Origin of the sequence: Litoreibacter meonggei (assembly GCF_003663885.1) — a bacterium.
Lineage (GTDB): Bacteria > Pseudomonadota > Alphaproteobacteria > Rhodobacterales > Rhodobacteraceae > Litoreibacter > Litoreibacter meonggei.
The window spans coordinates 359,663-373,689 of record NZ_RCCE01000001.1; the positions used below are offsets into that span (position 1 = coordinate 359,663).

The window sequence follows — 14,027 nt, forward strand, 5'->3', positions numbered from 1 at the left end:
AGATTGCGAGATGAATGCGCCACTCAAAGCCCCTGTTCGGATCGACGCGCATTCTGATCAGCGGATCTATCTTGACGCGACTCTTCCAGACGGCGGTGGTAGCAGCCATCCCCTGCTGGGCAAGTTGCTGGTAGATCAAGGGCTTATCACTTCTCCGCAGTTGCTTACCGCCCTTGCCCTGCAAGCGCGCCAAAACGTACCTTTGGGTGAAATTCTGATCGCGCAAGGCCATGTCGCAGAAGAAGACATCCTGCGCATTCTAGCCAAACAGCACGGCACCCATCTGGTGAATCTCGAGGCTTCCCCACCTGATCCAAGGCTTGCGGCGCTCCTTCCGGCGGAGGACTGCTTGCGGCTGGGCTTCATGCCATGGCGAAAACGCGGCAACCGCGTGGTGATCGCCACCGCCCACCCCGAACGGATCGCCAGCATTCGCGTGAAACTGCCGCCAGAGCTAAGCGATGCAAAATTCGTTCTGGCCGCCCGAAGCGACGTCCAGAATGCAATCCACGTCCAATACGGCGACACCCTCGCCGTGCAGGCCGAGCACCGCACAGCACCGCAAGACAGTTGCCGCAACTGGTCCACAGGCGCGATGCGGTTCGTGCTGTTGGCGGTTGCGGCGCTCGCAGTTGCGGGGGCGTGTTTCGCGCCGGTATGGCTCATTTGGTCGGTCTTCGGGGCGGCAAGTCTCGCACTGGCCCTCAACAGCGCGCTCAAAGCCGCCTGTGCAGTTATCGCTCTGCGCAAACACCCGCCCGCTGCTCCGGTGACGGGACCGCGCCCCGCGCTACGCCTTCCCAAAATATCCATTCTGGTGCCGCTATTTCGCGAACGCGACATTGCCGGTGCCTTGGTCAAACGCCTCGCCCGCCTGTCATATCCGCAAGAGCTGTTGGAAATTTGTCTGGTGGTGGAGGCATCAGACACCGTCACCGATAAGGCCCTCACCAAAGGCGGCTTGCCCCGCTGGATGCGGGTCGTGCGGGTGCCAAAAGGTGGTGTTCAAACCAAGCCCCGTGCCTTGAACTACGCGCTGGATTTCACCTCCGGCTCGCTTGTGGGGGTGTATGACGCAGAAGATGCGCCGGATGCCGACCAGCTTCATCAGGTCGCCCGAAAATTTGCGGAAGGCGGCGCAGATCTGGCCTGCGTGCAAGGTATCCTCAGCTTCTACAACGCCAAAACAAACTGGCTATCGCGTTGTTTTTTCTTTGAATATGCGGGTTGGTTCAGGGTCATGCTGCCGGGGTTGCAACGCCTTGGCTTCGCCATCCCGCTTGGTGGCACCACGCTGTTTTTCCGCCGCGATGTGCTGGTCAAACTCGGTGCATGGGACGCCCATAACGTGACCGAGGACGCCGATCTGGGCATGCGCCTCGCACGGCGCGGATACCGGTGTGAAATGATGCAATCGGTCACTCAGGAAGAGGCCAACAGCCATGTCTGGCCATGGGTCAAGCAACGCTCCCGCTGGCTCAAAGGCTATGCGGTGACGTGGTGCGTCCACATGCGCAAGCCGGTTCTGTTATGGCGCGAACTGGGGGCATGGAAATTCATCGGGTTTCAAATCCTGTTTCTGAGCACGCTCATGTCGTTCTTTTTAGCCCCCGTGCTGTGGTGGAGCCTGCTGACATTCCTGTTCGACTGGCCAAACCCCGTATTCGACCCGATGCCCAAAGCCTTGGTCGTCGGAGCGTCGGGATTTTTCCTGTTGGCAGAACTTGTGACCTTGGCGGTCTTTGTCACAGCCACCGCAAATATCGGGAAACGCCCTCATATCGGATGGATTCTCACCCTTCCCGCTTACTTCATCTTCGGCACGGTAGCCGCCTACAAAGGACTGGCGGAGCTGCTGTTCAACCCGTTCTACTGGGACAAAACCGAACATGGCATGTTCGGCGGGGCCAACGACAGCTCACTCGGCATTGATCGCCCCTGCGTCGATCCGCAACCGCGTCTGGAAGGCGATGGACAAATGGTCCCGCAGCGCTTTTGACGCCGCAGCCCCGTCCCGCGCCTCGATGGCTTGCACAATCGCCAGATGTTCAGCCAAGGCCACCTCGCCGCGCCCTTCGGCCGCCAGCGACGTCGTGGCAAGCAACGCCATGGAGCGGTAAACAAGGTCCAACTGCTGAACCAGAAACTGGTTATGCGACGCCAGATGGATTTGCCGGTGAAACCGCCGGTTTGCTTGCGACAGCTTGGACGGGTCGGATAGGAAGGCGTGGTCTTCCTCGACCATCGCGTACAGCACCTTAACCTCTTCCACAGCGGCATGTTGCGCCGCCAGTTCCGCCGCCAGCCCTTCCAGCGCCGTGCGCACGGTATACAGCTCTGCCATCTGGTTGTGATCCAGCGACGCCACGATCAATGACCGCCCGTCGCGCGTCAGCATTGACTGGGTCTCAAGCCGCTGCAATGCCTCACGGATCGGCGTGCGCGACACCCCGAACCTGTCCGCCAATTCGCTTTCCACCAAGCGGCTGCCCGGTTTGTATATCCCGGTATCAATCGCATGCAGGATCAACCCGTACGCGTCGTTGGAGGCGGGCATTTCAATGGACATTATTTGCAACTCTCACATTTGTTACGCCAAGCTAGCCGCCACCCCCATATGGTGCAACCTTTCACGGTTGCACCGCGCTACATCTGCGCTAGGTTCTCAAACATGCCAGCAGAACACTTCACACATGTCCAAACATGGGTCTTCGACCTCGACCACACGCTTTACCCGCCCGATATGCAGCTTTTCGACCAGATCGAGATTCGCATGATCGATTGGGTGATGCGGGAGCTTGGTGTGGGCCGTGAAGAGGCCAACCATCTGCGCGCCAAATACTGGCGCGAGCATGGGACAACTTTGGCGGGCCTCATGCGCATCCACGGGGTCGCACCGGAAGGCTACCTGATTGATGTGCACGACATCGACTTCACCGTTCTGTCGCCCGACCCGCATCTGCGGGACGCCATCACCAGCCTGCCCGGTCGCAAAATCATCTACACCAATGGCACAGCGCCATATGCGGAAAATGTCATAAAAGCCCGCGGCTTATCAGACATATTTGATGCGATTTATGGCGTCGAGCATGCGGGTTTCCATCCCAAGCCCGACCATGCAGCCTTCGAGCAGGTCTTCGCACAAGACGGGCTTGATCCGCGCACATCCGCGATGTTCGAGGACGACCCCCGCAACCTCGCCGTGCCGCACGCTTTGGGGATGCGCACCGTGCATGTGGCACCCGACCCTCTGGCGCATGACCACATCCACCACCACACCGACGACCTGCGCGGCTTTCTGACCCAGCTGACCCGCTGACACTTGGCGAGTGCCCGCCCGAGGCATAGGTTACACCCCATGAGCACAGATATCTTCATCTCCGGTGGCGGCGTTGCGGGCCTGACTGCGGCCTGCCTGTTCGGCAGCCAAGGGTTCAACGTCACCTGCGTCGATCCCGCCCCGCCGATCACCGAACGCGACGCGGATGGCGCGGACCTGCGCTCCACCGCGTTCTTGCAGCCCGCTATTCCGGTGCTGGAAATGGCAGGCGTCTGGCACAAACTCAGCCCCCATGCGATGCCGCTGCAAACCATGCGGATCGTGGACGCAGGCGGCGAGGCCGCCGAACCCCGCGCCACCCGTGATTTCAACGCCTTCGACATCTCCGATCTGCCCTTTGGATGGAACCTGCCCAACTGGTTGATCCGCCGCAAACTTGTCGCGCGGCTGGCGGAATTGCCCAATGTGGAATTCCTGCCCGGCACCGCCTGCACCAAAATTTTCACCCGCTCCGCCTCTGCCAAGCTGTGGCTTAGTGACGGGACAACACGCACCGCCCAGCTGGTGATCGCTGCCGACGGGCGCAATTCCCTCATCCGTGAGAGCATGGGAATCGATGCCAAAACAACGCGCTACGGGCAAAAGGCACTGGCTTTCGCGGTCACGCATCCGATCCCACACAACAATGTCTCAACCGAGATTCACCGCACCGGCGGGCCATTCACCTTGGTGCCGCTGCCCGATCATGACGGCCAACCAAGCTCCGCCGTTGTGTGGATGGAAAAAGGCCCCGAGGCCGCCCGTCTCTGTGCGCTGTCCGAGGACGCCTTCAACCAAGAAATGTCGGAGCGGTCCTGCCACCTGTTTGGCCCGCTCACCTTGGCCTCGAAGCGCACGCTCTGGCCGATCATCAGCCAAATCGCCGAGCGGTTCAGCGCCGAGCGCGTGGCCTTGATCGCCGAAGCCGCCCACGTGGCCCCGCCCATCGGGGCGCAGGGTCTGAACATGTCACTGACCGACCTCAGCGAGTTGCTGGAGCTTGCCCGCCTGCACCCGCTTGGCAGCAAGTCCATGCTCGACGCCTATGACAAGAAGCGGCGTCTGGCGGTGAAGGCGCGGGTGATGGGCATTGACCTGCTGAACCGCACCTCCATGTCGCAAACGACATGGATCAGGGACTTGCGCTCTGCGGGTATCGGGGCGATCCATGACGCTGCCCCGATCCGCAAATCTCTTATGAAACTGGGCCTTGGCGCCCGTTAAAGCACCGTGTCCATGATCTCCTGCAACGCTTTCAGCGTTCCGTCGACGTCATAGAGTTTGTCGAGGCCGAACAGCCCGATGCGGAAGGTCCGGAAGTCATCCGGCTCGTCGCATTGCAGCGGCACGCCAGCGGCAATCTGCACGCCAATTGCGAGGAACTTGGAGCCGTTCTGGATATCGGGATCATCCGTGTAGCTGACCACAACCCCAGGCGCGCCGAACCCGTCCGCAGCGACCGAGGTGATCCCCTTGGCCTTCAACATATCGCGCACGCCGTTGCCCAGCTTCCACTGCGCCTCGCGCAACTCCTCAAAGCCGTATTCGCGGGTCTCCAGCATGGTGTCTCGGAACGCGCGCAAGCCGTCCGTGGGCATGGTCGCGTGGTAGGCATGGCCCCCGCCCTCGTAGGTTTCCATGATCGTCAGCCACTTTTTCAGGTCGATGGAGAAGCTGTCGGAGGTGGTCTCGTCGATCTTCTTGCGCGCCCGCTCCGACATGCACACGATCCCGGCGCAAGGCGTGGAGGACCAGCCCTTTTGCGGCGCAGAGATCAGAACGTCCACGCCCGTCGCCCTCATATCCACCCAAGCACAGCCCGACGCGATGCAGTCCAGCACCATCAACGCGCCAACCTCGTGGGCGGCGTCGGCCATGGCCTTGATGTAGTCGTCGGGCAGGATCACCCCGGCGGAGGTTTCCACATGCGGCGCGAAGACCACCGCCGGTTTCTCGTCAAGAATACGCTCCACCACGTCGTCAATCGGGCAAGGTGCGAACGGTGCACGGGTGTCATTGCCGGTCTGGCGGGCCTTCATCACGGTCGCCTCGGACGGCAGGCCGCCCGCTTCCATGATCTGGCTCCAGCGGTAGGAGAACCAGCCGTTGCGGACAACCAAGGCGCGCTGGTCGCGGGCAAACTGACGGGCCACAGCCTCCATCCCGTAGGTGCCGCCACCGGGGACAAGGGCCACGCTATGGGCGTTGTAGACGTCTTTCAGCATCTCCGAGATATCGGTCATAACCTTCTGAAAGTTCTCGGACATGGAGTTGAGCGAGCGGTCGGTGAACACCACCGAGAATTCACGCAGACCTTCGGGATCGACGTTTTCGAGCAATGCTGACATGGGTAAACCTCCTGAGTTTCAGGAGGAAATTAGGGGGGATTGTGCGGGGATGCACGGTCTATTTCCGCATCTTTGCCTAAAAACACTAAGCCCGATTCCTCTTTCAAAACTCGCATATGTGAAAACTCTCAATAACGAAGTGAGGAACAGACAATATCAACAAACTACCGAATGCTATTTTTCTTTGTTATAGAATGTGCATGTCATTGAATGCACCGCTCCAAGAGCAAACACGACTAGAAATCAAAGAACTTTGCCGACAGATGATTGAAGGTGAAATCGGGTACATCGAAGGAACGCGTCTCATTCTAAGCCGCGCTACAGACGCAGGACTTAAAGATCACGATTCCTACTTGATGGATTTTATCGGAATTGCTTCAGAAACGGACATTGTTCCAACTTCTCAAGTTCTAAAGATGTGGAGCGCAGAAGCCGTTGCTAAGAAATCACCGTATTGGGCCGAATTAGAAACTTGGGCTAAGGAATTTGGCGAAGATGCCTGCAGGAAGCTGCACTCACGATGGTAACCTTCCAAGTGAGCAATGTCTAAAGCAGCCCCGCCAACCGCTCCTCGCTCAGCAGCACATTGGCCTCCACATCCCCTACCCCCGGCAAGGTCATAACGCGGCGGCGCAAGACCCGCTCGAAGTCGGACAGGTCGCGGGCGACCACGCGCAGGCGGTAATCATACAGCCCCAGCACATGTTGCACGGTTTGCACCTCGGGGATCGCTGTCACCGCGCGCTCGAAATCCTCAAGGCTGACGCGCCCCTTCGTGGCGAGCTTCACGCCAAGGAACACCGTGACACCGAACCCCAACGCCTCCGCATCCAGGTCGACGCGGCGGCCTGCCAGCACGCCCTCGTCCTGCAACCGTTTGATGCGCCGCCATGTGGCGGGCTGGCTGAGGCCCAGATCACGCCCCAACGCCCCCGCGCTGAGCGTGGCATCGGCGCTAAGCGCGCGCAGGATGGCGAAATCTGTGGCGTCCCAACTCATATCGGCCCCCTCATATCGGTAACGTCTCGGTGGTTTTGATAGTGGCGACATGCATCAACGCCTCCACCTCCGCGATATGCGGCAGGGTCAGGATTTGGTTGCGGTAGAGGCTTTGGTAATGCGCCATATCGCGGGCAATCACCGACAGGCGCAGGTCAACACGGCCAAGGAAGGTCTGGATGGCAATAACTTCGGGGATTTTGCGCGCGGCGTCTTGGAACTCGTCAAAGGCGCGTGGTGCTGTCTTGTCCAAGGTGAACCGCAACGAGACCTCCACCGCAAAACCCAACTTGGCCCAGTCGATCACCGCGTATTGCCCTTTTAGGATACCCTTCGCGCTGAGCTTCTCCAACCGGCGCGCGGCGGTCGCGGGCTGCATCGCGCAACGCTCCGCCAATTCCGACACAGGGGCGGTCGGATCGGATTGCAAATAGCGCAACAGGCGGCGGTCAGCGTCATCAAGCATGATTTTTTATTAAATGATTAATTACACGAATACCAGATAACATATTTTCCAAAAATACCGTCACTTCATCTCTGGCCCCTGTCCGCCAGACCGGTATGTTGGCAGCAATCGAAACCAAATCATAAGGACGCCCGATATGCGCGTTTACTACGATCGCGATTGCGATGTGAACCTGATCAAAGACAAAAAAGTCGCCATCCTCGGCTATGGCTCCCAAGGCCACGCCCACGCGCTGAACCTGCGCGATAGCGGCGCGAAAAACCTTGTGGTCGCCCTGCGCGAAGGTTCTGCCTCCAAAGCGAAAGCCGAAGGCGAAGGCCTGAAAGTCATGGAAATCGCCGAAGCCGCAGCTTGGGCCGACGTGATCATGTTCACCATGCCCGACGAATTGCAGGCCGAAACCTACAAGAAATACGTCCACGACAACATCCGTGAAGGCGCTGCAATCGCATTCGCCCACGGCTTGAACGTCCATTTCGGTCTGATCGAGCCAAAAGCCGGCATCGACGTCATCATGATGGCCCCCAAAGGACCCGGCCACACGGTTCGCGGCGAATTCACCAAAGGCGGCGGCGTGCCTTGCTTGGTTGCTGTCGACAAAGACGCCTCCGGCAAAGCGCTGGAAATCGGCCTGTCCTACTGCTCCGCCATCGGTGGCGGTCGCTCCGGCATCATCGAAACCGACTTCCGCGAAGAGTGCGAAACCGACCTGTTCGGCGAGCAAGCCGTTCTGTGCGGCGGCATCGTCGAGCTGATCCGCATGGGCTTCGAGACCCTTGTAGAAGCTGGCTACGAGCCCGAAATGGCTTACTTCGAGTGCCTGCACGAAACCAAGCTGATCGTGGACCTGATCTATGAAGGCGGCATCGCCAACATGAACTACTCGATCTCGAACACCGCCGAGTATGGTGAATACGTCTCCGGCCCGCGCATCCTGCCCTATGAGGAAACCAAGGCCCGCATGAAAGCGGTTCTGACGGACATTCAAACCGGCAAATTCGTGCGCGATTTCATGGTCGAGAACGCCGTTGGCCAGCCGTCGTTCAAAGCAACACGTCGCATCAATGACGAGCACCAGATCGAGCAGGTCGGCGAGAAACTGCGCGGCATGATGCCGTGGATTTCCGCGGGCAAAATGGTCGACAAAGCGAAAAACTAAGCGCCGCATAGTTCGGTTCAGACCGAACTTTGGGCTGCAATTGACGAAGGCGTCTCGCAAGGGGCGCCTTTTTCATTTATCGCTAGGCACATGAGCACCCCATCCCCCGAAAACCCCGGCCTGTTCAACTGGCTCCTTGTGATCGCCCTCGGCGTCATCTGGGGCGGAGCGTTCATGTCGGTACGCCTGTCGCTGGACGGGTTCGGGCCGTGGACGGTCTCCGCGTGGCGCACAGGACTGGGCGGAATCACGCTGGCCATGATCGGCACAGCTTTGGGTCAGGGCGTTCATAAAATCCCGACTGGCCGCGCATGGGTCTTCGCAATCATCATAGGCGCGGGCGCGGTGGCGCTGCCGTTCGCGTTACTTAGTTGGGGACAGCAATTCGTCCCTTCCGCCTTCGCAGGGGTGGCCATGGGGGCGGTGCCATTGCTGGTGCTGCCGCTGGTCTACCTGTTCTCGAAGGAGGAAGGTATCGGACCCCGCCGCGTGCTGGGCATGCTGCTGGGGTTCGTCGGGTTGTTCATACTGGTCGGTCCCGGTGCAGCGGCATCCACGGGTCACGAAAACGAATGGATGGGCCGTCTCGCCTGCCTTGCCGCCGCCGGATGCTATGCGGCCGGATCGGTCGTTACCCGCCGCGCGCCGAAGATGCCGCCAATCGCGTTTGCGACTGCAACCCTACTCGTGGCCGCCGCCATCTTGATCCCTATCGCTGCAATCACGGAAGGCTGGCCCGACAGCTTCCCCGCCAAACCAACCACCGCGCTGATCTACGCCGCCTTGTTCCCAACCGCGCTTGCCGCAGTGATACGTGTGCGCGTCATCACCACCGCAGGCTCTCTATTCATGAGTCTGACCAGCTATCAGGTGCCAGTTTGGTCGGTCATTCTCGGGGTGAGCTTCATGGGCGAAACCCTTCCCCCACAACTGTTTTTCGCGCTCGCGATTATCCTGTCCGGCATTGGCCTTAGCCAGTGGAGCCATTTGCGTCGTGGACGGGCCAAAACCGCGCCACGCGACATTTCACCAAAAATCTGATATACCCCGTGCATTAACGAGGGGAAGTGTCAGATGAAACGTAGAGATTTTTGTGAAGTTAGCGCGCTCGCGGCAACCGGTTTAATCCTGCCTGCCACACCGGGTTTCGCTACGACTGACAAAGACAAGGGCGATGTTCTTGCTTTGGGTCCAGCGCAGATCGCGCTGATTGTAACCGGGCGAGTGATCCTGCTGAACTATCTTTATCTTGTACTCTCTTCAGGAGTCTGGCTTATAAATCTTCTCCAGCCAGTCCAACTTGTGAGCGAAAAGAAAGCAACCCTAAGCAAAGTTCCCTTGTTGGGCAAACTGGGGCGAAAATCCATGAAATCCTACATGGATGGAGCCAAGCCGGTAGGCAAGCTCTACCACAACGGAAAGGCAGTTTTCGCGTTTCCCGATGTTGTATTAAGCACCCCGCCGCCACCGGCAGGTCCGATCCCTGTTCCTTACCCGACCTTCAGCATGTCGTTCCGCCCCAATCAGTCCTTCAAGCGCGCAAAGACAAAGAACATTCCAACCAAAGCAAAGCTTCAAGCGGCGGGCACGCCAGTTGGCACGCTTCTACAGGCCAAAGACGGATCGCTGATCTTCGGGATGAACGGAATTAAGGTGCGCTAGACCGCCGCTTCGACCGCTTTGACGACCGAGCCTACGGCGTGTGCCAGTACGGCTTCGTCCTCACACTCGGCCATGACACGGATCAGCGGCTCGGTTCCTGACTTACGGATCAGAAGCCTTCCGGTTCCTTGAAGGGACGCCTCAGCATCTGCAATTGCTGTCTTAACAGTTGGGTCTTCCAGCGGGGTTTTCCCCTCGCCGTAACGCACGTTTTCCAGCAATTGCGGGCATGGCTCGAACTGTTTCACCAAGGCGCTGGCAGGCTTGTCCAACTGCTTCATAGCGGTGAGGAACTGTAGACCGGCCACCAGCCCGTCGCCGGTCGTGGCATAATCCGTCATGACGATATGGCCGGATTGCTCCCCGCCCAGATTGTAGCCGCCCTGGCGCATCCTCTCGACCACGTAGCGGTCGCCGACATTGGTGCGCTCCAGTCGCAGACCGTGGCTTTCCATGTGCCGCTCCAGCCCCAGGTTGCTCATCACTGTTGCAACCAAAGCGCCGCCTTTCAAGCGGCCTTCTTCCGCCCAGCGGGTCGCCATCAGCGCCATCAACTGGTCGCCGTCAGCCACAGCGCCGGTTTCATCCAGCATCATCACCCTGTCGGCGTCACCATCAAGGCAAATGCCGACATCCGCCCCATGCGCCACGACGGCTTCTGCGGCAGTGGTCACATTGGTTGAACCGCAGCCCTCGTTGATATTGTATCCGTTCGGTGACACGCCCACCGGGATCACTTCCGCCCCTAGCTCCCAAAGCACTTCCGGCGCAGTCCGATATGCCGCGCCGTTGGCGCAATCGATCACGACCTTCAGACCTTTGAGAGTCATCCCGTAGGGTAGCGTCGACTTGACCCGCTCATTATAGCGAAAGCGTCCATCATAGATGTGCTTGGCGCGGCCGATATTCTGCGATTGCGCAGGCAGGATTTCACTTTCCAGCAGCGCCTCGATGGCCATTTCATCCTCGTCCGACAGCTTGAATCCATCGGGGCCGAAAAACTTGATACCATTGTCGTAATGCGGGTTATGCGAGGCCGAAATCATCACCCCGACATCCGCGCGCATCGACGTGGTCAACATCCCCACCGCAGGCGTTGGCACAGGCGACAAAAGCAGCACGTCCATGCCCGTGGAGGTAAACCCCGCCGTCAAAGCATTCTCGAACATATAGCCAGACAGGCGGGTATCTTTGCCGATAACAACGCGGTGGCGACCTTGGTCTTTGCGAAAATACCGACCCGCAGCAGCCCCTAGCTTCAGTGCCATTTCGGCTGTCATTGGATATGTGTTCGCGCGGCCGCGCACCCCGTCGGTGCCGAAGAATTTTCTTGCCATGTAAGGCGTTCCCGTCTTGGTTCCCGCGATTGGCTCGCGAAGATTGTGGTTATGTATGCATTGCCCGCCACAAGGCGAAAGCTTGACTATGCGCCTCTATATCATGCGCGCGGATGATCTGAACACCCTGTCTAATTCCTTCAAGCGCCAACGATACCGAGCCGAATGCGCGGTCTTCCGCCCGCTCCACCCCCGCAATGTTACCGATAAAGCGTTTTCGTGAGACTCCGAGCAAGATCGGGCAGCCCAATGTGTGGAATAGGCTTAGTCCACGGATCAATGACAGATTGTGAGCTTGCGTTTTGCCGAAGCCTACGCCCGGATCGACGAAGATGCGATCTTTGGCTATTCCTGCCGCCTCGGCCACTGCGATACGCTCTTTCAGATAGTCGAACACGTCCAGCAATACGTGGTCGTAATACGGGTCCTTTTGCATTGTTTCGGGATCACCCTGCGCATGCATCAAGCAAATCGGCGCGCCAGAGCGCACAGCAGTAGCAGCCATCGCCGTATCGTATGTCATCGCTGACACATCGTTGAGCATGCTGGCCCCTGCCGACAATGCGGCCTCCGCCACCGCGGCCTTGCGCGTGTCGATGGAGATTGGTGTTTCCACACCAGCCGAGCGCAGCGCTGTGATGATCGGGGCAGTTCGCGCAACCTCTTCGACCTCTGGCACAAAAGCCGCGCCCGGACGGGTGCTTTCGCCCCCGATATCCAGAATGTCCGCACCGGCCGCGATCATCTTCTTCGCATGGGCAATGGCCTTGTCTGGCGCCATGAATTCACCGCCATCAGAGAAGCTGTCGGGAGTGACGTTAAGAACCCCCATCAGGGCGGCGCGATCTTTGGGCATCCCCGACACCACGCGGGGCGCGCTCAATCGGTCGAGAAATTCCGTTGGCAATTCCGAGGCTGGCATCAGAGCATGAGCGACCCCACGCTCCAACGGCTCTACGCGGTGGAACCACAATGGGCCGCCATGCAGAAGCACCGCATCAGATGGGAGTTTCGGGTCGGTTTGGATGATCGGGCGAAAATAGACTGACATGCCCCGTGTTTATCGCAGCAATGGCCCCTTGGCCAACAGGTCCTGCAACGCGATAACCTCGCCTGCGCCGTCGGTCATGTCCCCAACGGACACGACCCGTGCCGCATGGAATTCGCCTGCCAACCATTCCGCCAAAGCAACCGCATCACGGGTATCCGTGTCCGGCCCATCCGTCGCGTCGAGAACTAATTTGGACGGGGCCCAAACGCTCATCTGGCCGTGCTTGATGGCCCAGTCCAATTCGGTGCGGGTCGAGACCACAACACAGCGACGATCCCGCGCCGCCAACACCCACGCGTTTTGCTCCAATGCAAGAAGATCAATCCGACGCTGCGCTGCCGGATGATCTGCCCGCGGAACGGCGACGTCCCCCATCGGAACACATAAGATCACCGGTGCCGCATTGCTCTCCAACGCATCCAGCGCCGATGTCAAAGCATCCGAGCCGATCACGTCATTTCCCAAAAACGCCACAAGCGGCGAAACCTCTGTGGTATGATCCGCCACGCCCAAGATCATCTCGCGGTCGCGCACGATCTCGACGCCAAGCGCGCCCGGGCCACGGTCCAGCTTCTCGATGCGCACAAAGACCCGCGCCGCACGAGGGTCCGCCAAAATATCTTCGGCCACCTTAGCAGCCAGTGTTTCAAGCAGATTCAGCCGCTCGGCCTGTAATTCGCGGTCAATTGCCTCGGTGATTGTGTCGTAAGACAGGATCTTGTCCACATCATCATCCACCCCTCCCGCGCCAGTCAGCTCGGGCAATCGGACCTCGACCACGATGTTGAAGCAAATCCTTTGCAGGGTGCCGCGTTCTTGTTGAAAGGCACCGATCTCGACCTCACGGATATGGTCACGCAGCGAAATACGGTCGCGCAGTTCATCGCCGGACGTCGCGGCGGCACGCTCGGACGGGTGCGCAAAGGCCAGTCGGATATCGGAACTCATAGGGCGGGCCTTCCGGTCGCAAAGCAGTGTCGCGCGTTTTCTAGCAGGCGAATGCCTACCGAGAACAGGTCAATTGCGACCTTTTTGCTACCGTCTACGAGACTCAGGAGCGGGCGTAGAACAAGTGAACGCCATGGCGTGCCGTACGGCGGAACTTGCGAGCCCAACTCGGGTTCACCGCCGTCGTGTGGTAAAACGTGGCCCCGCCGGACAGCTTACGCGGTGCGCCGTTCAGCATCATGCGGGCAATCTTGCCCACGCGATCAAACGCAGCGGGTTCGCTGACCTTTTCGGGGCGTCCATCGCAGGTATAGGTAAATTGGCAGGCAAATTTCCGACCGGTGCCTTGTCTGATCACACCACACACCGTGTCGGGGAAGCGCGAGGACGACACGCGGTTTAGTATAACTTCAGCCACCGCGATCTGGCCTCGGACGGTTTCGCCACGTGCTTCGAAATACAATGCTTCGGTCAGACAGCGCCATTGTGGACCACCCGTGGCGGACGGCAACGCCCGCAGCGTGCTGGCGTCAGTGATCAGATTGCCTGCGCCCACGCCTTTTCGGCCAACGGGCGTGGAAATTCTCACCAGACGTTCCGGTTGCAGGGAAGCCAGTCCCTCCTGATGCACACGCTCGGCATTCAGAAGCGCTGAATTGAAAGCGAGCGACGCTCCGGACGAGGTCGACGCCACGCCATCCGCGATCGCGGAGCCGACGGAAAAAATCACGCAACATG

At 59.4% G+C, this 14,027-nt stretch carries 15 protein-coding genes; 7 read left to right on the forward strand and 8 right to left on the reverse strand.

Annotated elements, in window-relative coordinates; translation table 11 throughout:
- Positions 1-10: 10 nt before the first annotated feature.
- Complete coding sequence (locus tag BCF46_RS01705; RefSeq protein ID WP_121021102.1) at positions 11-1,999, forward strand: glycosyltransferase family 2 protein; 1,989 nt, start codon at positions 11-13, stop codon at positions 1,997-1,999.
- Here the strand turns inward: BCF46_RS01705 and BCF46_RS01710 are convergent.
- Complete coding sequence (locus tag BCF46_RS01710; RefSeq protein WP_170157835.1) at positions 1,919-2,569, reverse strand: GntR family transcriptional regulator; 651 nt, start codon at positions 2,567-2,569, stop codon at positions 1,919-1,921. The genes BCF46_RS01705 and BCF46_RS01710 overlap by 81 nt on opposite strands.
- Positions 2,570-2,671: 102 nt before the next feature.
- Here BCF46_RS01710 and BCF46_RS01715 point away from each other — a divergent pair, with 102 nt between their 5' ends.
- Together BCF46_RS01715 and BCF46_RS01720 are read left to right on the forward strand one after the other, a co-directional pair.
- The gene (locus tag BCF46_RS01715) at positions 2,672-3,319 is read left to right on the forward strand and encodes a pyrimidine 5'-nucleotidase (RefSeq protein ID WP_121022235.1); all 648 of its coding nucleotides are present in this window, start codon (positions 2,672-2,674) and stop codon (positions 3,317-3,319) included.
- A 39-nt stretch (positions 3,320-3,358) separates the two neighbouring features.
- Entirely contained in the window at positions 3,359-4,543 is a 1,185-nt protein-coding gene (locus BCF46_RS01720; protein WP_121021104.1) for a UbiH/UbiF family hydroxylase, read from the forward strand.
- Here the strand turns inward: BCF46_RS01720 and BCF46_RS01725 are convergent.
- The gene (locus BCF46_RS01725) at positions 4,540-5,667 is read right to left on the reverse strand and encodes an aminotransferase class V-fold PLP-dependent enzyme (RefSeq protein WP_121021106.1); all 1,128 of its coding nucleotides are present in this window, start codon (positions 5,665-5,667) and stop codon (positions 4,540-4,542) included. The genes BCF46_RS01720 and BCF46_RS01725 overlap by 4 nt on opposite strands.
- A 200-nt stretch (positions 5,668-5,867) precedes the next feature.
- On the opposite strand from BCF46_RS01725, the gene BCF46_RS01730 reads away from it, so the two are divergent.
- Complete coding sequence (locus BCF46_RS01730; protein ID WP_147435917.1) at positions 5,868-6,194, forward strand: hypothetical protein; 327 nt, start codon at positions 5,868-5,870, stop codon at positions 6,192-6,194.
- A 19-nt stretch (positions 6,195-6,213) separates the two neighbouring features.
- On the opposite strand, the gene BCF46_RS01735 is transcribed toward BCF46_RS01730, so the two are convergent.
- Both BCF46_RS01735 and BCF46_RS01740 read right to left on the reverse strand, forming a co-directional pair.
- On the reverse strand, positions 6,214-6,666 hold the full coding sequence (locus BCF46_RS01735; RefSeq protein WP_121021110.1) for an Lrp/AsnC family transcriptional regulator: 453 nt from the start codon (positions 6,664-6,666) through the stop codon (positions 6,214-6,216).
- 10 nt (positions 6,667-6,676) lie between these two features.
- On the reverse strand, positions 6,677-7,132 hold the full coding sequence (locus tag BCF46_RS01740; protein WP_121021112.1) for an Lrp/AsnC family transcriptional regulator: 456 nt from the start codon (positions 7,130-7,132) through the stop codon (positions 6,677-6,679).
- Between the two features lie 136 nt (positions 7,133-7,268).
- On the opposite strand from BCF46_RS01740, the gene ilvC reads away from it, so the two are divergent.
- The 3 genes from ilvC to BCF46_RS01755 all read left to right on the forward strand — a co-directional run bounded on the left by ilvC (position 7,269) and on the right by BCF46_RS01755 (position 9,953).
- Positions 7,269-8,291 carry a ketol-acid reductoisomerase gene (ilvC, locus tag BCF46_RS01745; RefSeq protein ID WP_121021114.1) on the forward strand — a complete coding sequence of 341 codons (1,023 nt, stop codon included), beginning with the start codon at positions 7,269-7,271 and terminating at the stop codon, positions 8,289-8,291.
- Positions 8,292-8,381: 90 nt separating this feature from the next.
- Complete coding sequence (locus BCF46_RS01750; protein ID WP_121021116.1) at positions 8,382-9,332, forward strand: DMT family transporter; 951 nt, start codon at positions 8,382-8,384, stop codon at positions 9,330-9,332.
- Between the two features lie 33 nt (positions 9,333-9,365).
- On the forward strand, positions 9,366-9,953 hold the full coding sequence (locus BCF46_RS01755; protein ID WP_121021118.1) for a hypothetical protein: 588 nt from the start codon (positions 9,366-9,368) through the stop codon (positions 9,951-9,953).
- Here the strand turns inward: BCF46_RS01755 and glmM are convergent.
- The 4 genes from glmM to BCF46_RS01775 all read right to left on the reverse strand — a co-directional run bounded on the left by glmM (position 9,950) and on the right by BCF46_RS01775 (position 14,019).
- The gene (glmM, locus tag BCF46_RS01760; protein ID WP_121021120.1) at positions 9,950-11,290 is read right to left on the reverse strand and encodes a phosphoglucosamine mutase; all 1,341 of its coding nucleotides are present in this window, start codon (positions 11,288-11,290) and stop codon (positions 9,950-9,952) included. The genes BCF46_RS01755 and glmM overlap by 4 nt on opposite strands.
- 49 nt (positions 11,291-11,339) lie before the next feature.
- Positions 11,340-12,341 carry a dihydropteroate synthase gene (gene folP / locus BCF46_RS01765; protein ID WP_121021122.1) on the reverse strand — a complete coding sequence of 334 codons (1,002 nt, stop codon included), beginning with the start codon at positions 12,339-12,341 and terminating at the stop codon, positions 11,340-11,342.
- 9 nt (positions 12,342-12,350) lie between these two features.
- Positions 12,351-13,289 (reverse strand): dihydroneopterin aldolase, encoded by a 939-nt coding sequence (locus tag BCF46_RS01770; RefSeq protein ID WP_121021124.1) that lies wholly within the window; start codon positions 13,287-13,289, stop codon positions 12,351-12,353.
- A 103-nt stretch (positions 13,290-13,392) separates the two neighbouring features.
- Positions 13,393-14,019 carry a cell wall hydrolase gene (locus tag BCF46_RS01775; protein WP_425454401.1) on the reverse strand — a complete coding sequence of 209 codons (627 nt, stop codon included), beginning with the start codon at positions 14,017-14,019 and terminating at the stop codon, positions 13,393-13,395.
- Positions 14,020-14,027 lie beyond the last annotated feature (8 nt).

Excerpts from the sequence above, each read along its gene's own strand:
- BCF46_RS01705 (WP_121021102.1), top strand. The coding sequence starts at position 11 with ATGAATGCGCCACTCAAAGCCCCTGTTCGGATCGACGCGCATTCTGAT.
- BCF46_RS01710 (WP_170157835.1), bottom strand. The coding sequence starts at position 2,569 with ATGTCCATTGAAATGCCCGCCTCCAACGACGCGTACGGGTTGATCCTG.
- BCF46_RS01715 (WP_121022235.1), top strand. The coding sequence starts at position 2,672 with ATGCCAGCAGAACACTTCACACATGTCCAAACATGGGTCTTCGACCTC.
- BCF46_RS01720 (WP_121021104.1), top strand. The coding sequence starts at position 3,359 with ATGAGCACAGATATCTTCATCTCCGGTGGCGGCGTTGCGGGCCTGACT.
- BCF46_RS01725 (WP_121021106.1), bottom strand. The coding sequence starts at position 5,667 with ATGTCAGCATTGCTCGAAAACGTCGATCCCGAAGGTCTGCGTGAATTC.
- BCF46_RS01730 (WP_147435917.1), top strand. The coding sequence starts at position 5,868 with ATGTCATTGAATGCACCGCTCCAAGAGCAAACACGACTAGAAATCAAA.
- BCF46_RS01735 (WP_121021110.1), bottom strand. The coding sequence starts at position 6,666 with ATGAGTTGGGACGCCACAGATTTCGCCATCCTGCGCGCGCTTAGCGCC.
- BCF46_RS01740 (WP_121021112.1), bottom strand. The coding sequence starts at position 7,132 with ATGCTTGATGACGCTGACCGCCGCCTGTTGCGCTATTTGCAATCCGAT.
- ilvC (WP_121021114.1), top strand. The coding sequence starts at position 7,269 with ATGCGCGTTTACTACGATCGCGATTGCGATGTGAACCTGATCAAAGAC.
- BCF46_RS01750 (WP_121021116.1), top strand. The coding sequence starts at position 8,382 with ATGAGCACCCCATCCCCCGAAAACCCCGGCCTGTTCAACTGGCTCCTT.
- BCF46_RS01755 (WP_121021118.1), top strand. The coding sequence starts at position 9,366 with ATGAAACGTAGAGATTTTTGTGAAGTTAGCGCGCTCGCGGCAACCGGT.
- glmM (WP_121021120.1), bottom strand. The coding sequence starts at position 11,290 with ATGGCAAGAAAATTCTTCGGCACCGACGGGGTGCGCGGCCGCGCGAAC.
- folP (WP_121021122.1), bottom strand. The coding sequence starts at position 12,341 with ATGTCAGTCTATTTTCGCCCGATCATCCAAACCGACCCGAAACTCCCA.
- BCF46_RS01770 (WP_121021124.1), bottom strand. The coding sequence starts at position 13,289 with ATGAGTTCCGATATCCGACTGGCCTTTGCGCACCCGTCCGAGCGTGCC.